The following is a 19,439-nucleotide window of genomic DNA, read 5'->3' on the forward strand; positions in this document are numbered from 1 at the left end:
TCTTTTTTCAAAAAGACACTGTTTAATTTGCAGAAATTCATGCTGAAAGTGAGTTGATCCGCTTTGGATCTTTTATCAATACAGGACCCGTCATTTCTTAAAAAGATGTCAATTGAACAGCTGGAAGAGCTGAGTGAGGAGATCCGCAATTTCCTCATCACATCGCTGTCTGCCTCTGGCGGCCATATCGGGCCGAACCTCGGGGTTGTCGAGCTGACAATTGCGCTTCACAAAGAATTTGACAGTCCGAAAGATAAATTTTTATGGGATGTCGGACATCAGTCCTATGTTCATAAACTGTTAACCGGGCGCGGCAAGGAGTTTGAAACCTTGCGCCAATATAAAGGGCTTTGCGGTTTCCCGAAACGCAGCGAAAGCGAACATGACGTATGGGAAACAGGCCACAGCTCAACATCGCTCTCAGGCGCGATGGGAATGGCTGCCGCCCGTGATATTAAAGGATCGAAAGAATATATCATCCCGATTATCGGAGACGGCGCTTTAACCGGAGGAATGGCGCTTGAAGCGCTGAACCATATCGGTGATGAGAAAAAAGATATGATCGTCATTCTGAATGATAATGAGATGAGCATTGCGCCGAATGTCGGGGCGATTCATTCTATGCTGGGACGGCTTCGCACGGCCGGCAAATATCAATGGGTAAAAGACGAGCTTGAATATTTATTTAAGCGCATCCCGGCCGTCGGCGGAAAATTGGCCGCCACAGCGGAACGGATAAAAGACAGCTTAAAATATATGCTTGTGTCAGGTATGTTTTTTGAAGAGCTGGGCTTTACGTATTTAGGCCCGGTTGACGGTCATTCCTACCACGAACTGTTTGAAAACCTGCAATACGCCAAAAAAACGAAAGGTCCTGTCCTTTTGCATGTCATTACGAAAAAGGGCAAAGGCTATAAACCGGCTGAGACCGACACAATCGGCACATGGCACGGAACGGGGCCTTATAAAATCAATACGGGTGATTTCGTCAAGCCGAAAGCCGCGGCGCCTTCATGGAGCGGACTTGTCAGCGGCACCGTGCAGGAGCTGGCGCGCGAGGATGACAGAATTGTCGCGATTACACCGGCTATGCCGGTCGGCTCTAAGCTTGAAGGATTTGCGAAAGAATTTCCTGAGCGCATGTTTGACGTCGGAATCGCAGAACAGCATGCGGCGACAATGGCCGCGGGAATGGCGCTTCAGGGGATGAAGCCGTTTCTTGCGATCTATTCGACCTTTTTGCAGCGGGCGTACGATCAGGTCGTCCATGACATCTGCCGTCAAAACGCGAATGTATTTATCGGCATTGACCGCGCCGGTTTGGTCGGCGCTGACGGGGAGACGCATCAAGGCGTCTTTGACATCGCCTTTTTGCGGCATATACCGAACCTCGTTTTAATGATGCCGAAGGATGAAAATGAAGGCCGCCATATGGTCAATACAGCCCTTAATTATGAGGAAGGTCCGATCGCGATGCGCTTCCCGCGCGGAAACGGGCTCGGCGTAAAGATGGATAAAGAGCTGAAAACCATTTCGATCGGAACATGGGAAGTGCTCCGTCCCGGAAAAGACGCGGTCATTTTAACATTCGGTACGACCATTGAAATGGCGCTGGAAGCGGCTGAAGAACTGCAAAAAGAAGGCCTGTCCGTGCGTGTCGTGAATGCGAGGTTCATAAAACCGATTGATAAACAAATGATGAAGGCCATTCTTAATGAAGGTCTGCCGATTTTAACGATAGAAGAAGCCGTGCTTGAAGGCGGATTCGGCAGCACGATTCTTGAATACGCTCATGACCTCGGCATGTATCATACACCGATTGACAGAATGGGCATCCCAGACCGGTTTATTGAACACGGCAGCGTAACCGCCCTGCTTGAAGAAATCGGTCTCACGAAGGCTGAGGTTATGAACCGGATAAAACTGCTGATGCCGCCGAAGACACATAAAGGAATTGGATCATGACAGCAAAAAAAGAACGATTAGATGTACTTCTTGTAGAAAAAGGCCTTGCGGAAACGCGGGAAAAAGCGAAACGCGCCATTATGGCGGGCATCGTATACTCAAATGAAAACCGATTGGACAAACCGGGTGAAAAAATCGCCCGGGATCTTCCGTTAACGGTAAAAGGAAACCCTCTTAAATATGTCAGCAGAGGCGGATTAAAGCTTGAAAAAGCCTTGGAAGTGTTTCCTGTCTCGGTAAAAGGCAAAACGATGATTGACATCGGCTCGTCTACAGGGGGATTCACGGATTGCGCCCTCCAAAACGGAGCCGAGCGGTCCTACGCAGTGGATGTCGGCTATAATCAGCTTGCTTGGAAGCTCAGACAGGACGAGAGGGTCGTCGTCATGGAACGGACGAATTTCCGCTATTCCGAGCCTTCCGATTTCACAGAGGGTTTGCCGGAATTTGCGACAATCGATGTTTCTTTCATCTCACTCCGCCTCATTCTGCCGGTTTTAAAAACGCTGCTTGTACCGGGGAGCGATTGTATCGCACTGGTGAAGCCGCAATTTGAAGCCGGACGGGAATCCGTCGGAAAAAAAGGCATTGTCAGAGATCCCGGCGTTCATGCTGACGTTCTCCGCCGCATGAATCAATTTGCCGCTTCTGAAGGATATACAGTGAAAGGACTGTCCTTCTCACCGATTACGGGGGGAGACGGCAATATTGAGTTTCTGCTTCATTTGGAATGGGGCGGAGAAAACGGAAACGGCGCTGAACTGCCGGAAGAAGACATTCTCCGTACCGTCCGCGAAGCACATGAGACATTAAAAGCCAAAAAGACAGATGTACCGGAATAATAGGGGGCTATTATTCCTTTTTTCTGCCATCATGTACTTTTTATCAAGAAGCGGTTAACATAATGACAAACAGCTTGAAAACAGAGGTGCTTACATGACAAAAGGCCAAAGGCATATAAAAATCAGAGAGCTTATTACAAGCCATGAGATTGAAACGCAGGATGACTTAGTTGACATGCTGAGAGAAGAAGGATATAAGGTAACCCAGGCGACTGTCTCCAGAGACATTAAAGAGCTGCATCTCGTAAAGGTGCCGACGAACAACGGCTCCTACAAATACAGCCTGCCGGCGGATCAGCGGTTCAATCCGCTGTCAAAACTGAAGCGTTCATTAATGGATGCGTTCGTAAAAATTGACTCAGCAAGCCATATGATCGTATTAAAAACGATGCCGGGGAATGCTCAGGCAATCGGCGCTCTGATGGATAATCTCGAATGGGAAGAAATCATGGGCACGATCTGCGGAGATGACACGATCTTAATCATCTGCAGGACGCCTGAAGATACGGAAGGCGTACAAAGCCGTCTTTTGGAGCTGCTGTAGCGTAATTATCAGATAAAAGGTGGAATGCTGTTTGTTAGCTGAACTATCAATAAAAAACTTTGCCATTATAGAGGAACTGACGATTTCGTTTGAACGGGGGCTCACCGTCCTGACGGGAGAAACAGGGGCCGGCAAGTCAATTATTATAGACGCCGTTTCCCTATTAGTCGGCGGCCGCGGCTCGTCTGAATTTGTCCGTTACGGTGAAACAAAGGCCGAGCTTGAAGGACTGTTTCTATTGGACAGCGGTCATCCCGTTTTTGAAGTATGCCGTGAGCAGGGAATAGACGCATCTGACGACATGATTGTCATGAGAAGGGACATCAATGCCGGAGGAAAAAGCGTCTGCCGTGTCAACGGAAAATTAGTGACGATTGCGGCTTTAAGGGAAATCGGCAGACTTTTATTAGATATTCACGGACAGCATGATAACCAGCTGTTAATGGAGGACGACAAACACTTGGAGCTTTTGGATAAATTTGCGGGCGTTGAGGCCGAATCCGCGCTTCAGGCTTACCATGAAGGCTATGAGCGTTATATGAAGCTGCTCAAAAAAGTGAAGAAGCTGTCAGAAAGCGAGCAGGAAATGGCGCATCGGTTAGACCTGATTCAATTTCAGCTTGAAGAAATCGAGTCGGCGAAGCTTGAATTGAATGAAGACGAACTTCTTCAGGAAGAGCGGAAGCAGATATCCAACTTTGAAAAAATTTATGAATCATTGCAAAACGCCTATAATGCGCTCCGCAGCGAGCAGGGGGGGCTTGACTGGGTCGGAATGGCCTCTGCTCAGCTTGAAGATATTTCGGATATCAATGAACCGCTGCAAAAGCTGTCTGAAAGTGTGTCAAGTTCCTATTATCTGTTGGAGGATGCAACCTTTCAGATGCGCAATCTGTTAGATGATCTGGAATATGACCCGGAACGGCTGAATTTTATTGAAACCCGTTTAAATGAGATCAAACAGCTGAAGCGCAAATACGGAGCGACGGTAGAAGACATTTTGGAATACGGCTCTAAAATAGAAGAGGAAATCGATCAAATCGAGAACCGCGACAGCCACCTTGAAGCGCTGAAGAAGGAATTGGAGTCGGTCGGCAAAGATGTAGCCGTAGAAGCCGCCAATTTATCAAAAATCAGAAAAGCATGGGCCAAGAAACTGGCGGAAGCGATTCATCAGGAATTACAAAGTCTGTATATGGGCAAATCAACGTTTGATACGGAATTTCTCGTGAAAACCGATCCGTCAGCCAGTGAAGCACCGGTTGTCAACGGGCAGCCCGTGCAGCTTACCCAAAAGGGGATTGACCTTGTGAAGTTTTTAATTTCAACAAACACCGGTGAGCCTTTAAAACCGCTGTCAAAGGTCGCTTCCGGAGGCGAGCTTTCAAGGGTGATGCTGGCGATGAAGAGTATTTTTTCTTCCCAGCAGGATGTCACCTCCATCATCTTTGACGAAGTGGACACCGGTGTAAGCGGGCGGGTTGCCCAAGCCATCGCGGAAAAAATCCATAAAGTATCGACCGGTTCACAGGTGCTCTGCATTACACACCTGCCGCAGGTTGCCGCCATGGCGGATACGCACCTTCTGATCGCAAAAGAATTCAAAGACGGACGGACGACAACGCATGTCACGCCGCTTTCCAAGCAGGATAAGGTAGCGGAAATCGGCCGCATGATTGCGGGTGTTGAAGTGACCGATCTGACAAAACGGCATGCACAAGAGCTTTTAAAACAGGCCGGACAGGTAAAAACGACAGGATAAGCTGCTGATACAGGCAGCTTATTTTTTTGTTCCATTTCTCTAACAGTGTATCCAATGTTTTTCTTCGTATGCCGGTTATAAATCAAGCGCAGGAAGGCAAAAGTATAGATGTAGCAGAAAAAGAAAGTGGTGTGGGATAGGAGCGAGGAGAGTGAAGGAATGAATGCACGATAACATGAGGAAAGCAATAGGTGTAATTCTCCTTGTTTCTTTACTAAGTGTAGGCTTTTTTAAGCCGTTTAAAGAATATTTACTGATACCGTCAGAAATGAGCGTCTTTGAAAACCAGACACAGGCCGTTCCGGTCAATGCATCAATAAGCGCTGAAAAGGGCGAATTATCAGAAGCCTTTACGCTGAAAGAAGAGCACGGTCATGCAAACATAACAGGGCAAACACAAGGCCGGTCAGAAGTAGTATATGATCTTGCCGGGTTTCCCATTAAAAAAACGAAAGTGCGTGTCCTTCCTGAATTGAAGGTCATTCCGGGCGGACAGTCCATCGGTGTAAAACTGCATTCAGTCGGTGTTTTGGTCGTCGGTTTTCACCAGGTGATGACAAAGGATGGGAAAAAGTCTCCGGGAGAACAAGCGGGTATTGAATCTGGCGACATCATTATTAAAATGAACGGACATAAAATTGAAAAAATGAGCGACATCGCCCCGTTTATTCAAAAAGCGGGCAAAACCGGTGAATCTTTGGATTTATTGGTGAAACGCGATAAGCAAAAAATCAAAACAAAGCTGATTCCGACAAAGGACGAAGCTGAGGGGAAATATCGAATCGGCCTTTATATCCGCGATTCGGCAGCCGGCATCGGCACCATGACATTTTTTGAACCGAAAACAAAAAAATACGGCGCATTGGGCCACGTCATCTCTGATATGGATACAAAAAAACCGATTGTTGTAGAAGACGGAGAAATCGTCCGTTCTACTGTAACATCGATTGAAAAAGGAAAAGGCGGCAATCCCGGCGAAAAACTGGCAAGGTTTTCGTCAGAACGGAAAACGATCGGCGATATTAACCGCAACAGCCCGTTCGGCATTTTTGGGACACTGCATCAGCCGATTAAAAACAACATTTCCGACAAAGCGCTTCCGATTGCTTTGTCAAATGAAGTAAAAAAAGGACCTGCGCAAATGCTGACGGTTATCGAAAACGATAAAGTAGAGAAATTTGATATTGAAATCGTCAGCACCACGCCGCAAAAATTCCCGGCGACAAAGGGAATGGTGTTGAAAGTGACAGATCCGAAACTGCTGAAAAGAACCGGCGGAATCGTTCAGGGGATGAGCGGAAGCCCGATCATCCAGAACGGAAAGGTCGTCGGAGCCGTAACCCACGTATTTGTCAATGATCCGACAAGCGGCTACGGCGTTCATATCGAATGGATGCTGTCTGAAGCGGGTGTTGATGTTTACGGGAAAGACAAAGCAAGCTGACTGCCGGATGATCCGGCAGTTTTTTTATGTGATGCGTTCTTCACTTCTTTCCGGGATTCATGTAAAATAAGACATGAAGATTTTTCGACAAATTCACGTTTCCTGATTTGTCAAACTTAATTTTTAGTCGAAAAACCTAGAAAATGCTAGAAAAACAAAGATATACCACTATTATTGGTAAATATGGATTTTTTAAAAGGGGAAGTAGTGGTTTTGTCGAATGTAACATATAGCAGTCAAATGGGTTGCGTCCTGTTAATACATTGGGGGAGGAAGAAACGTGGAGAAAATTAAAGTTTGTGTTGCTGATGATAATCGAGAGCTTGTAAGCCTGTTGAGTGAATATATAGAGGGACAGGATGATATGGAAGTGATCGGCGTTGCTTATAACGGACAGGAATGTCTTTCTTTGTTTAAAGATAAGAATCCCGATGTGCTCGTTTTAGACATTATCATGCCGCATCTGGACGGACTTGCTGTTTTGGAGCGTCTGCGGGAATCAGAGCTCGAGAAGCAGCCGAACGTCATCATGCTGACGGCATTCGGTCAGGAAGACGTTACGAAAAAAGCCGTCGATTTAGGCGCGTCCTATTTCATCCTGAAGCCGTTTGATATGGAAAACCTTGTCGGCCATATCCGCCAGGTAAGCGGAAATGTCAGCAGTGTCACACACCGTGCGCCGTCCGCGCAAAGCAGCATTATCCGCAACCAGCCGGAGCCGAAACGGAAAAATCTCGATGCCAGCATTACAAGCATTATCCATGAGATCGGTGTGCCTGCCCATATCAAAGGCTATCTTTATTTGCGTGAAGCCATTTCCATGGTGTATAACGATATTGAACTCCTCGGCAGCATCACAAAAGTCCTTTATCCCGACATCGCCAAAAAATTCAACACGACCGCAAGCCGTGTAGAACGGGCCATCCGCCACGCCATTGAAGTCGCGTGGAGCAGAGGAAATATTGATTCCATTTCTTCACTGTTCGGGTATACCGTAAGCATGACAAAAGCAAAACCAACCAACTCAGAGTTCATCGCGATGGTTGCTGACAAGCTGAGATTGGAGCATAAAGCTTCGTAACGCAAGCCTTTGGCTAAATGTCTTTTTGCGCCTTCTATTCCGTGCATGAACGCGGAAGAGAAGGCGTTTTGAGATTTTGCTGACGAAAACAATGGGAACCACTCACGCTGGTACTTGTTCTATACATAAATGCGGGAACTATGGCGTCTATACGTATAATACCGGAGCTGATATTTTAATGATTTTGCCCTCTCTGAAATAAAAGCGGGGGATGCGGCGGCTTAACACAGACAGGACTTCGTAGCTGATCGTACCGAGCATTTCGGCAATTTCATCAACGGAAATCTCGGCTTCTTTTTGTTTGCCGTAGATGACGACTTCTTCTCCTTGTTTGCCCTCATTCTCACCTAAACTGACCATTATCATATCCATTGTCACTCTCCCCGCTACCTGCACCCGTCTGCCGCGGTGCAGAATAAACCCGCGGTTGGACAGGGCGCGGGAGTAACCGTCAGCATAGCCGATCGGAATCGTCGCGATGATTTCACCCGGTTCGGCGATATATGTGGCACCATAACTGACGGTCCGGGGATCTGTCACCATGGCTTTCACATAAGCGATACGCGCCTTTAAACTTAGTGCGGGCGTGAGATCCACGAGGCTCAGCTCCTTTATCGAGGCGGACGGATATAAACCATATAACCCAATGCCTAAACGGATCATGTCGGCGCTGAATTCCGGGAATGCGATAGCGGCGGCTGTATTGCACATATGCACGGTAGGCAGCGTAATGTCTTGATTTTTTAAAAAGCGGAGGAAGCTGATAAACTTTTCGTGCTGCAGCATCGTCAGCTCAGTGTCCGGTTCATCCGCTGTTGAAAAATGTGTAAAGATGCCATCCCATGACAGGTATGTACTCGACTTGAGCGCTTTCACCACTGCTAAAAGATCTTCTTCCGTGCGCACACCCAGCCGGCCCATTCCGGTATCCACATTGATATGAATGGAAAGCCGTTTCGAATCTGCTTCTTTTTCCAATATCCGATTCGCTTTTTTGATCCAGCTGACCTGGAATGCTGATAATGTGATGTTCCAAACGGCAGATTTTTTCACACAGCTGAGAGCTGTGAAGCCGAGCACGAGAATAGGCGCCGTAATTCCCGCTCTCCGTAACACAATTCCCTCTTCGACGCTTGCGACAGCAAGCTCGCTCGCCCCGCTTTCCAGTGCCTGCCGCGCTACTTCCACAGACCCGTGGCCATAAGCGTTCGCTTTTACGACGGCCATAATTTTAGACGTATTCGGAATATGGCGGCGGATCGCCCGTACATTCTTTTTTATCGCATCAAGGTCAACTTCAATCCAAACTTCCCGGCAAAGTTTTTTCATCACGATTCCTTCTTTCCTTAATGAGATTCAGTACTCATGCTTTCAATCTGCATTCTATTCATCTTTAACTGAAATCATTCAAAACATGGAAAGGTGATCGCTGATGTTTAAAATCAAGTTTTCGGGAAATCAGTGTGCCTGCTTTATTTATGCAGTTAGGGCTGCTTGGCAGCCCTTAAATTGACTTTACAATATTCTGATCTGAAAATTGATGTTCAAACATTTTGGACTGGCTTACAGCATTGTTTTGAATGACAATGCCGATATTTCCCCCTCCGGCACCGAAAACGGTTTTTGATGCAGTCAGCGGACTGATGGATATGGCGCCGCCAACATTGACAACTCCGTTTCCTGATACGTTGTTTATCGTAATCGGGCAACCGCTCATTCTATTTTTTCTCCTTTCTCTCACAGTCTACTAACTATATGTACGCTGTGATATGGAATAAGATTAAACAAAACGGCAAAAAGAATCCGGCTGCTGCCAGCCGGAAAGGGAGGGAAATACGGATGTCATAATGTTTTCGTTACATTTTGATCAGAGTATTGAGAGTTTGAAGATTGAGATGTGCTGGATTGATTCATTTGCAGGACCATACCTGTATTTCCCCCTCCTGAGCCGTAGACGGTTTTTGATACGGTTAAATGACTTATCGAAAACGCACCGCCGACATTGACAACCCCGTTTCCGGAAAGACTGTTAATCGTAATAGGGAAACCAGCCATCATATACGGTCTCCTTTCTATTAATCTATTTACTATATGTACGCTGTGTGTTGGAAATAGGAGTAAACAAAGCGGTAAAAACTTGTGAATCAAAAAAACTGCCGGACATCCGGCAGTTTTTTTAGTCTACTTTTCAAACGGCACCCAGCCGCCTGTATTCTGAATCATTTCCCATAACGGTTCAGGAAGTCGGTATTTCTCAATTTCAGATGCTTGAATGGCTTTTTCGATTTCCTGTTCGCGGCCTTCTTTGACCAGCACCGCCCATTCGGGGTTAATCAAAATGACACGTCCCAGAGCCACCAGCGGAATTCCGCTTTCTAATACGGCAAGCGCTTCGTCCGCGGTATAGATGGAACCGACGGCCATCAGCGGCACTTTATGGCCGACGCGTTCGTTTAATAAATCCATCCGGGTCCGTGAAGTATCCGCGCCGCGGCGGGCTTTGGAATTGACATCCATCAGTGAAATATGCAGATAATCCAAGTTCTCTTCCGCAAGCGCGTCGGCGAGCATGAATGTTTCTTTCATTGTAAGCCCCGGTGTTTCCGGCTCTTCCGGTGACAGGCGGTAGCCGAGAACGAATGGATTTTCAGCGTGTGTATCAATCGCCTGTTTGACAGCGTCAACGACTGCAAGCGGGAACGCGAGGCGCTTTTCATCGCTTCCGCCCCAGCGGTCTGTGCGCCGGTTTGTTTTCGGTGAATAAAATTGGTGAATCAGGTACCCGTTTGCCCCGTGAATTTCAACACCGTCAAAGCCGGCTTCAATCGCTCTGCGTGTCGCTTCGCCGAATGCTTTCACGATGTGCTCAATTTCTTGTTCGGTGAGAGCCCGGGACGTTTGTCTGCCGTCTTCTTCTGAGCCGCTCGGACTGACGACGTCGTTGTTTGGCACGAGTTCAGGAGGGCATTCCAATCCTCCGTGGTGAATCTGCACAACGGCTTTCGCTCCTTGAGACTGGATCGCCTGAGCGAGTTTTTTCAAGCCGGGAATGTGAGAATCATCATAGATGCCGGGCTGGCCTGGAAACGCTTTGCCGTCCGGCGTTACGTTTGCACATGCCGTAATGACCATGCCCATTTCTTTTGAACGGGGAGTAATGTAGCTTAATTCACGGTCGGAAATCGTTCCGTCATCATTTGATGAATAATGTGTCATCGGTGCGACTGAAATACGGTTTGGTATGGTGACGCCGCTTTCGAACGTAAAAGGTTCAAACAGCGGTTGATAAGTTTGCTTCATCATTTCGCCTTCTTCCTTAGGAGTTTAACTCGTCCGTATTCTAGCTTATGTTTTCATTGTGTGCAATTATTTTGCTTGTTCTTCTTCCGGAGGTTATGACCGGCTGAACCATTTAAACGAATGAAACGGTTTTCTCCGTTCCTTTTCAGGATCTTTATATCCTCCTGAAATTTGATGGCCGATCGAGCTGAATATGACAGCGGCGGCGAAGAGGAGAATGATTTTTTTCATATGCATATCTTCTTTCTTATCTTTTACAAGGTTATTTATAAGCATACGCTTGTGCGAAAAAACCGTCAATTTGTTTATTCTTTTTTCCACTTTCCTGCGGCGAATATCGTTCCGATCTGAATCACAACACTTAACAGAGCGCACACTGCCACTACTGTGTTGCTGTCCATAGAAGACACCCTCCTTTTTGTTAGGTTGATGTATCATATGACAGCTGTCTCTGTTTTGACAAAACCGTAATGCGGTGTTTCATATTTTTCAACACAAAAAGGGCGCTTTTTTAAGCGCCTTTACTTTTTTTTCAGCCGGTTCAAAGCGATTTGCACGGCGATGGCGTCATCCAGGTAGCCGATCGGAAACATGTAATCCGGAATGACGTCGGTCGCTAAAATATAATACAGCAGCGCGCTCCCGAGAATCGCGCGGTCTTCAGCCGGTGTTGATTCATCCATATACTGATGATGCATGTTTTTCAAATGATCAATAAAAGGGCCGACGCTTTCTTCATTGTCCATTTTCTTTTGAAACTCATCGCAAATCAGGCGATGGCCCTGCTGGGTTTTGGCGTATTGTTCATATCTGGTCAGTTCGCGCTCAATTTGCTCCCGGGAAAAAGGCTGATCAAACATCTCGGCCATATTCAGCATATCCTGAATCGCGTGCATCGGGTCTTGCGGCGCAGCTTCTTTTTCATGACCGATGTCTATGCCTGACGCCTCAAGCAATTCCTCCAGCGGGGTGCGGAGGTGTTTTGAAAATTCCTGAAGATGCTTTAAATTGGCCTTCTGTTTGCCGTTGATAATCCGGGAGATGGTGGCCGTATCAATGTTTGTTAAGGCGCCGAGCTTTCTCATGGAGAGCGAGTGCTTATCAAGCAGTGATTTTAAAAGGGGTCCCAGTGTCTTATTTTTATTTTCTGTCAAGGGTGTCACCTCGTTTCCGCCGGAATGATGATCGTCAATCAATAATTTTTGCAGAAAAGGTACCTTTTCTGTGCTGCTGAATAGGATAGTGTAGATTCAACGGCACAACATGTTGAAAAGACATCAAAGAATGGAGAGAAACGAACATGGCTTGGTTATTGATTTTAGGTTTGGCAGTTTCCTCAAGCATTGATAATTTAGGAGTGGGGATGTCATACGGCATCAGAAAAATCAAAATATCGCATGCGTCAAATATGATGATCGCTTTTATCTGTTTTGTATTCAGTTATATCGGAATTTATTTCGGAAAATGGATTTCAGCCGTTTTACCGGGCTTTCTTCCTGTATTGCTGGCGGCGTTTATTTTATCTGTCATCGGTATCCGCATCATTCTGCTGGCTGTGCCGAGAAAAACAGCGCGTGTTGGCGCGTCAGGAAAAAAAGGCCGTTTTGCCGGTCTGCTGCAAAATCCGGAGGCAGCGGATGCCGACGGTTCGGGAGAAATCGGTATATTGGAATCCATGGTTCTCGGGGTGGCCGTATCCGCAAATGCGCTGACCAACGGATTAAGCGCGGGGTTGATCGGGCTTTCTCCCGCTGCCATTTCCATCACTGCGGCGATCGGAAGCTTTCTGACCATATGGATCGGCTGCTCGCTTGGAAAAAAAGCCGCGTCATTGCGCATCGGTTCTTTTCACGTCGGACAGTTCAGCACGGTGCTGAGCGGAGTGATTATTCTCATCATTGCCGCCAATACGCTGCTCTTTTAAGTTGTCCCGTTCATTTTATGAAAAGCTCAAAATAAATATGAATGTTTCTGTTCGGGAGAGCGCATGACGCGGCTCTCTTTTTTTGCCGATCTGATATTTTTTCAAAATGAACAGAAAGTCGTCCGTTTCCGTTAAATTCTGCATATTCGGCCTTCAGACAGAACCTTTTTCATAGACTGATCAGCTTGTTTTCTTTCTAAGTTCAGGTAAACAGCAGGTCAGATAGCCTTCATTCCAAATATGGAAAAGCGCTGGAGGAATGGAGGCTCCCTTTACAAATCGGCCAATCTGTTCAAAGATAAAGCCGAATGAGAAAACGTGAGGTGATCTGTGTGAAGTCTGTCATACTTCTGATCTTCACCGCATGGCTGTTATCAGGCTGCGAGTATACCGCGGAGGCTGATGCGGCGCCGTCATTTACACAGGAAGGAACATTTATAAAAGCGGCCGGAAACGATGCGATCGCGGTCGAAATTGACGGAGAAAGGCAAGAGGTGAAGGTGCCTTTCGCTAAGCTGTTTGAATGTCAGTCTCTGCCTGAACATACGGCGGTGCAAATCACCTATAAAAAAGAGAGCAACGGACAATTACGGCTTGAGAAACTGAAAAAAGAAACAGATATGTGAAAACGGGGAGGAAAAAAACGTGGGTTTACTGACAAAAAGCGCTGCTGCCTTCGGTGCCGCTCTGCTTCTGCTTGCGCCGTCCGCTTATGCAGCCGAACCTTTGCAAGGGAAAACCATTTATATCGATGCCGGACATGGCGGAGAAGACAGCGGGGCCGGCGGAAATGGACTGCTTGAGAAAAACATCAATTTAGCGGTGTCAAACAAGGTGATCGCCAAATTGGAGACAGAAGGCGCAAAACCTGTAGCTTCAAGGACTGACGATACTTTTTTACGTTTGGACGAGCGGGTGGCGAAAGCGAGCGCCAGCCAATCCGATTTATTCGTCAGCCTCCATACGAATTCAGCCGTCTCAACGGCATCGGGCACGGAAACGTATTTTAATTCGACATATGAAGGCGCAGACAGCGAAAGGCTTGCTTCCGACATTCAGCAGCAGCTTGTCACGTCTTTAGGGATGAGGGACAGAGGCGTAAAAGAAGCTCCTTTTTATGTTATTACATATTCAAAGATGCCGAGTGTGCTGGCTGAATTAGGTTTTATCACAAATCCTCAAGATGCGGACAAGCTGAAAAGCGATAACGGACAAGAGCACGCCGCGGACGCCGTTGTAAACGGAATCGAAACCTATTACAGCGGCCGGTAATGATAAAATATGTGTAAATAGCGCCCTCCTGATGTGCATAACGATTATAATAGAGAAAATCGATGACAAACATCTGAGGTGACACATATGACGAATATTTTTGCCCACCGGGGGGCGTCGGGCGACTGCCCTGAAAATACGATGCCCGCATTCAAAAAAGCGATTGAGGACGGGGCTGACGGAATCGAACTTGATGTACAGATGACAAAAGACGGCCGGATCGTGGTCATTCACGATGAAACCCTCGACCGCACGACGTCTTTGAAAGGATTTGTGAAAGATACGGCGTATGACAAAATCAGAACCGCCGATGCCGCCGGAAAATGGAAAGATGCTTTTAAAGGTGTCAGAGTTCCGCTTTTGTCAGATGTGCTGCGTTTTGCGGAACGTGCTGATTTTCTGATAAACATTGAGCTGAAAAACAGTGTATTCCGTTACGAAGGAATGGAAGAAGAAGTGATTAAAAAAGTCAGATATTACGGACTGGAAAAGCGCGTTATTTTTTCTTCATTTAATCATGAGAGTCTCGCGGTTTGCCACGCCCTGGCGCCTGAAATTGAACGGGCGGTGCTGACAATGGATGTGCTGTACCGGCCTGAACGGTATCTTGCCGCCATCCCCGCTTCGGGTTATCATCCGAAGCTCGGTACGCCTGCGGTCAGCGCTGAAGTGATCACACATTTTGCAAAACACCAAGCGGCGCTCCGTCCGTTCACTGTCAATCGTCCTGAGGATATGAAGCGGCTGATGAAAGCGGGAGCAGACGCAATTTTTACCGATTATCCAAAGCTGGCTGTTTCTATAAAAGAAGAATGCCGCAGCTGAGAAGACTGTTCAGACAGTCTTCTTTTTTTATGGGCGGGAAAAAGGCGGTGCAATCATAACTCGGTCAGCCGGTTCATATATTGTAACAGGGCGTTTTGTGTAAGCGTTATCTTTTATCTTATTGAAAGTGAGGCAAAATTGTGGGAAAAACGGTTATCGTCAGTGCGGCAAGAACGCCGTTCGGAAAATTCGGCGGCGCATTAAAAGAGGTAAAGGCAGCCGAGCTTGGCGGCATTGCCATAAAAGAAGCAATGAAGCGCGCCGCTATCAGTGAAAGCGAAGCGGAAGGAGCGGTGATGGGGATGGTCGTCCAGGCGGGTGCCGGGCAGATTCCGGCACGGCAGGCTGCAAGATATGCCGGGCTTCCGTGGTCCGTTCCGGCTGAAACCATTAATAAGGTCTGTGCATCAGGGCTCAGGGCTGTTACCATCTGTGATCAAATGATCCGGGCGAAAGATGCGGACGTGCTGATTGCAGGCGGAATGGAAAGCATGAGCAACATTCCGTACGCCATTCCGGCCGGCCGCTGGGGTGTGAGGATGGGGGACGGGGTTTTTCAGGATTTAATGGTTCATGACGGTCTGACCTGTGCGTTCGACCAGGTACATATGGCTGTCCACGGAAGCACTGCGGCCAAAAAGTACGGCATTTCCCGGGATGAACAGGATCATTACGCTCTTTTGAGCCAGAAACGCGCGGCTGAGGCGGCTGAGGCGGGCAAATTGCGTGAAGAAATTGTCCCCGTCACCTGGATCGGCAAAAAGGGCAAACAGCATATCGTTGAAGCGGATGAGGGGCTGCGTCCTGATACAAGCCTTGAGCAGCTCGCAGCGCTCAAGCCAATTTTTACAGCCGACGGAACGGTTACAGCAGGAAATGCTCCCGGTGTAAATGACGGGGCCGGAGCATTTGTGCTGATGTCAGAGGAAAAAGCAGCAAAGCAGCATGTCAGGCCGCTCGCAGCAATACTTGGCTTTGCGTCAGTCGGACTGGAAGCGTCCGAGCTGGCAAGCGCGCCGGGAGAGGCCATCAGCCGGCTCTTGAAAAAAACCGGACTGTCCGTTGACGATATTGATTTGTTTGAAGTAAATGAAGCATTTGCGTCCGTCGTGCTCGTGAGTGAAAAAATAGCCGGGTTCAGCCGGGAGAAAGTGAATGTAAACGGAGGGGCAATCGCGTTCGGCCACCCGATCGGCGCAAGCGGAGCGAGAATCATCATGAGTTTAATATACGAATTAAAGCGTCGCGGAGGAGGTTTAGGCATAGCGGCTATATGCAGCGGAGCGGCTCAAGGAGATGCCGTCCTGCTGGAGGTGTACTGATCAAAGGAGGGAGCGCCGGATGAAGATGAAAACAATCATGGTCGCAGGTGCCGGTCAGATGGGGGCAGGCATCGCTCAGACGGCCGCAGAAGCCGGGTTTGCCGTCAAGTTATACGATTGGGAGCCGGAAACGGTAACAAAAGGTCTTCACCGCATAAAGACAAACCTGGAGAAAGAGCAGGCAAAAGGACGGAAGTCACAGCAGGAGACAGATGCCGTTTTCAGCCGTATTTCCCCGGCAGAGCTTACAGAAGCGGGAGATGCTGATTTTATCATTGAAGCCATTGCCGAAAACAAAAAAGCAAAAGCGGAATTGTTTGACACACTTGATAAAATCTGTCCCCCTCATGCCGTATTGGCAAGCAATACGTCTTCTCTTCCTATTACGGAGCTTGCCGCGGCCACAAAAAGGCCTGAAAAAGTAATCGGCATGCATTTTATGAATCCGGTTCCTGTCATGGAGCTTGTCGAAGTCATCAGAGGACTCGCCACATCGGAAGAAACGGCGGAAACAGTAAAGAAGCTTGCCGTCCGGATGAATAAAACCCCTGTCGAAGTCAATGACTTCCCGGGCTTTATATCTAATCGCATATTAATGCCGATGATTAACGAAGCCGTTTATTGCCTTTACGAAGGAGCAGCTTCAAAGGAAGCGATTGATGAGGTGATGAAGCTCGGCATGCGTCATCCGATGGGCCCTTTAACGTTAGCTGATTTCATCGGGCTGGATACGTGCCTTTCCATTATGGAGGTTCTCTACGCGGGGCTCGGAGATCCGAAATACCGCCCATGCCCTCTGCTCAGAAAATATGTCAGCGCCGGCTGGCTCGGCAAAAAAAGCGGGCGCGGTTTTTATGAGTACGGCAGATGATGTAAAGATCATGAGGGGAGACGGCAGCCATGCATTTTACAGAAGAGCACATCATGATGAGGAAAATGGTGCGTGATTTTGCCCGCAAGGAAATCGCGCCGGTGGTTGAGCTCATGGAATCAACAGATGAATTTCCGGAGCGGCTGATTAAAAAAATGGGCGAAGCGGGATTGATGGGCATTCCCGTCCCGGAAGCTTACGGCGGGGCGGGTGCTGATACAACATCTTACATTTTAGCGATTCATGAAATATCAAAAGTCAGCGCGGCCGTCGGCGTCATTTTGTCCGTCCACACATCGGTAGGCACAATCCCGATTTTGCATTTCGGGACAGAAGCCCAAAAACAAACGTATATTCCGAAGCTGGCAGCGGGCGAATATATTGGGGCTTTTGCGCTTACTGAGCCTCAATCCGGATCTGATGCGGGAAGTCTGAAAACAACAGCCGTGCGACGAGGCGGTTCATATATTCTGAACGGTTCAAAAATCTTTATTACAAACGGCGGAGCGGCAGATCTGTATCTGACATTCGCCATAACCGATCCGGGTAAAGGGAGAAAGGGAATTTCAGCGTTTATCGTTGAAAAAAACACACCCGGTTTTTCTGTCGGAAAAAAAGAAAAAAAGCTCGGATTGTTAGGTTCCAATACTGTCGAATTGCAGTTTGACCAAGCGGAAATTCCGATTGAAAACCGGCTCGGCGAAGAGGGCGAGGGTTTTTCAATCGCCATGAAAAACCTTGACGTCGGACGGATCGGCATAGCGGCTCAGGCGCTCGGGATTATCGAAGCGGCGCTCGGCTGCTCGGTGGAGTACGCCAAAACCCGCAGCCAGTTCGGCAGACCCATCGCTTCGAATCAGGCCGTTTCATTTAAATTATCTGACATGGCAACGAATGCGGAAGCTGCCAAATTATTGGTCTATCATGCTGCTGATCTGTATCAGCGAGGGCTTCCGTGCGGAAAAGAAGCATCTATGGCGAAGCAATTCGCGTCCGATGCGGCGATGAAAGCGGCGGTGGAGGCTGTGCAGATTCACGGCGGCTACGGCTATATGAAAGAGTATCCCGCGGAGCGTTTATTTCGGGATGCGAAAGTCACGCAAATCTATGAAGGAACCAATGAGATTCAAAGGCTGATTATTTCTAAGTATCTTCTTCAATAAAAAGTGCGCAAAGGAGCGAAACCATGGAATCTTATTCTCCCGGTTTAGATGGCGTCATTGCGGTGGAAACGGGGATTTCTTTCCTGGATACACAGCAGGGCAGTATTTTAATCAAAGGCCACGATCTGATTGAGCTTTCTAAAACGGCCGGCTATATGGACATTGTTCATCTCTTATTGGAAGACAGACTTCCTGATGCGAAAGAGAAGAAGGCGCTTGAAGAAGACGTTCGGCGCGGCGGACACCTTCCCGAGGAAATCTTGCGTATATGCCGTCTGCTGCCCGAACGTACTCACCCGATGGACGGACTGAGGACAGGTTTGTCCGCGCTTGGAGGCTTTGATAAGGATATTGATAACCGCACCTCTTCTGTAAATCGGCACCGTGTCCGCGGGCTGATAGGCAAAATGCCGAATCTGACCGTCAACAGCTATCGAGTCATCAACGGACTGGAGCCTTTAGCGCCTGTCGGAACCTTATCGTACAGCGCAAACTTTTTATATATGATTACCGGAAAAACGCCGTCCTCCTTGGAAGAAGAAATATTCGACCGGTCGCTTCTTTTATACAGTGAGCATGAATTGCCGAACTCAACGTTTACGGCCCGTGTCATTGCTTCGACGCAATCGGATATTTACGGCGCGCTGACCGGAGCCGTCGCCTCGCTTAAGGGAAACCTTCACGGCGGAGCGAACGAAGCGGTTATGTACATGCTTGAGGAAGCGAAGGATACAGACGGGTTTACACAATTATTAACTCAAAAACTCGCAAACAAAGAAAAAATCATGGGCTTCGGCCACCGTGTCTACATGAAAAAAATGGACCCGAGGGCGCTCATGATGAAAGAAGCATTGAAAAAACTGTCTGATCTTTCAGGTGATTTCCGTCTTTATCATATGTGTGAAGCCGGAGAAACCGTCATGCGGGAGAAAAAAGGCCTTTATCCGAACTTAGATTACTACGCAGCGCCGGTCTATTACATGCTCGGCATCCCGATCCCGCTGTATACGCCTATATTCTTCAGCGCACGGACGGTCGGACTGTGCGCTCATGTCATTGAACAGCACAGCCGAAACCGGCTTTTCCGCCCGCGTGTCCGCTATACCGGAGCGCGCCTGTAAACA

At 47.9% G+C, this 19,439-nt stretch carries 20 protein-coding genes; 14 read left to right on the forward strand and 6 right to left on the reverse strand.

The window, feature by feature from the left end:
• Positions 1-63: 63 nt before the first annotated feature.
• The 6 genes from dxs to spo0A all read left to right on the forward strand — a co-directional run bounded on the left by dxs (position 64) and on the right by spo0A (position 7,638).
• Positions 64-1,965: a 1-deoxy-D-xylulose-5-phosphate synthase gene (dxs, locus tag ACWJJ4_RS07855; protein ID WP_353575131.1), complete on the forward strand. Its 1,902-nt coding sequence runs from the start codon at positions 64-66 to the stop codon at positions 1,963-1,965.
• Positions 1,962-2,807 carry a TlyA family RNA methyltransferase gene (locus tag ACWJJ4_RS07860; RefSeq protein WP_454021551.1) on the forward strand — a complete coding sequence of 282 codons (846 nt, stop codon included), beginning with the start codon at positions 1,962-1,964 and terminating at the stop codon, positions 2,805-2,807. Before dxs ends, ACWJJ4_RS07860 begins: the two co-directional genes overlap by 4 nt.
• A gap of 94 nt (positions 2,808-2,901) precedes the next feature.
• Complete coding sequence (gene ahrC, locus ACWJJ4_RS07865) at positions 2,902-3,351, forward strand: transcriptional regulator AhrC/ArgR (protein WP_003153173.1); 450 nt, start codon at positions 2,902-2,904, stop codon at positions 3,349-3,351.
• A gap of 31 nt (positions 3,352-3,382) precedes the next feature.
• On the forward strand, positions 3,383-5,113 hold the full coding sequence (gene recN / locus ACWJJ4_RS07870) for a DNA repair protein RecN (protein ID WP_454021552.1): 1,731 nt from the start codon (positions 3,383-3,385) through the stop codon (positions 5,111-5,113).
• Positions 5,114-5,276: 163 nt separating this feature from the next.
• The gene (gene spoIVB / locus ACWJJ4_RS07875) at positions 5,277-6,557 is read left to right on the forward strand and encodes a SpoIVB peptidase (RefSeq protein ID WP_007408360.1); all 1,281 of its coding nucleotides are present in this window, start codon (positions 5,277-5,279) and stop codon (positions 6,555-6,557) included.
• A 280-nt stretch (positions 6,558-6,837) separates the two neighbouring features.
• The gene (spo0A, locus tag ACWJJ4_RS07880; RefSeq protein WP_015417798.1) at positions 6,838-7,638 is read left to right on the forward strand and encodes a sporulation transcription factor Spo0A; all 801 of its coding nucleotides are present in this window, start codon (positions 6,838-6,840) and stop codon (positions 7,636-7,638) included.
• Between the two features lie 147 nt (positions 7,639-7,785).
• Here the strand turns inward: spo0A and alr are convergent, their stop codons facing one another.
• The 6 genes from alr to ACWJJ4_RS07910 form a co-directional block, all read right to left on the reverse strand.
• The gene (gene alr / locus ACWJJ4_RS07885) at positions 7,786-8,967 is read right to left on the reverse strand and encodes an alanine racemase (protein WP_454021553.1); all 1,182 of its coding nucleotides are present in this window, start codon (positions 8,965-8,967) and stop codon (positions 7,786-7,788) included.
• A gap of 175 nt (positions 8,968-9,142) precedes the next feature.
• Positions 9,143-9,355, reverse strand: coding sequence for a spore germination protein (locus ACWJJ4_RS07890; RefSeq protein ID WP_003153181.1), 213 nt, complete (start codon positions 9,353-9,355; stop codon positions 9,143-9,145).
• 125 nt (positions 9,356-9,480) lie between these two features.
• Entirely contained in the window at positions 9,481-9,693 is a 213-nt protein-coding gene (locus tag ACWJJ4_RS07895) for a spore germination protein (RefSeq protein WP_223883535.1), read from the reverse strand.
• Positions 9,694-9,819: 126 nt separating this feature from the next.
• Positions 9,820-10,938: an NADH-dependent flavin oxidoreductase gene (locus ACWJJ4_RS07900; protein ID WP_003153184.1), complete on the reverse strand. Its 1,119-nt coding sequence runs from the start codon at positions 10,936-10,938 to the stop codon at positions 9,820-9,822.
• Positions 10,939-11,031: 93 nt separating this feature from the next.
• Complete coding sequence (locus ACWJJ4_RS07905) at positions 11,032-11,169, reverse strand: hypothetical protein (RefSeq protein WP_014470646.1); 138 nt, start codon at positions 11,167-11,169, stop codon at positions 11,032-11,034.
• 290 nt (positions 11,170-11,459) lie between these two features.
• A complete protein-coding gene (locus ACWJJ4_RS07910; RefSeq protein WP_014418348.1) occupies positions 11,460-12,092 on the reverse strand; it encodes a helix-turn-helix domain-containing protein in 633 nt (210 codons plus the stop codon).
• A 146-nt stretch (positions 12,093-12,238) separates the two neighbouring features.
• On the opposite strand from ACWJJ4_RS07910, the gene ytaF reads away from it, so the two are divergent.
• The 8 genes from ytaF (at position 12,239) to mmgD (ending at position 19,436) form a co-directional block, all read left to right on the forward strand.
• The gene (ytaF, locus tag ACWJJ4_RS07915; protein ID WP_070082095.1) at positions 12,239-12,862 is read left to right on the forward strand and encodes a sporulation membrane protein YtaF; all 624 of its coding nucleotides are present in this window, start codon (positions 12,239-12,241) and stop codon (positions 12,860-12,862) included.
• A gap of 308 nt (positions 12,863-13,170) precedes the next feature.
• The gene (locus ACWJJ4_RS07920) at positions 13,171-13,488 is read left to right on the forward strand and encodes a hypothetical protein (protein ID WP_454021554.1); all 318 of its coding nucleotides are present in this window, start codon (positions 13,171-13,173) and stop codon (positions 13,486-13,488) included.
• Between the two features lie 19 nt (positions 13,489-13,507).
• Positions 13,508-14,134: an N-acetylmuramoyl-L-alanine amidase family protein gene (locus tag ACWJJ4_RS07925; protein ID WP_007612483.1), complete on the forward strand. Its 627-nt coding sequence runs from the start codon at positions 13,508-13,510 to the stop codon at positions 14,132-14,134.
• Between the two features lie 87 nt (positions 14,135-14,221).
• Positions 14,222-14,959, forward strand: a complete 738-nt coding sequence (locus ACWJJ4_RS07930; protein ID WP_454021555.1) for a glycerophosphodiester phosphodiesterase — start codon at positions 14,222-14,224, stop codon at positions 14,957-14,959.
• 140 nt (positions 14,960-15,099) lie between these two features.
• Positions 15,100-16,281 (forward strand): acetyl-CoA C-acetyltransferase, encoded by a 1,182-nt coding sequence (locus ACWJJ4_RS07935; RefSeq protein ID WP_070082092.1) that lies wholly within the window; start codon positions 15,100-15,102, stop codon positions 16,279-16,281.
• 19 nt (positions 16,282-16,300) lie between these two features.
• Positions 16,301-17,152 (forward strand): 3-hydroxybutyryl-CoA dehydrogenase, encoded by an 852-nt coding sequence (locus ACWJJ4_RS07940; RefSeq protein ID WP_024085587.1) that lies wholly within the window; start codon positions 16,301-16,303, stop codon positions 17,150-17,152.
• A 29-nt stretch (positions 17,153-17,181) separates the two neighbouring features.
• Positions 17,182-18,315 carry an acyl-CoA dehydrogenase gene (locus tag ACWJJ4_RS07945; protein WP_060674592.1) on the forward strand — a complete coding sequence of 378 codons (1,134 nt, stop codon included), beginning with the start codon at positions 17,182-17,184 and terminating at the stop codon, positions 18,313-18,315.
• A gap of 23 nt (positions 18,316-18,338) precedes the next feature.
• The gene (mmgD, locus tag ACWJJ4_RS07950; RefSeq protein ID WP_003153198.1) at positions 18,339-19,436 is read left to right on the forward strand and encodes a citrate synthase; all 1,098 of its coding nucleotides are present in this window, start codon (positions 18,339-18,341) and stop codon (positions 19,434-19,436) included.
• Positions 19,437-19,439 lie beyond the last annotated feature (3 nt).

Source organism: Bacillus sp. JK62 (assembly GCF_053663455.1).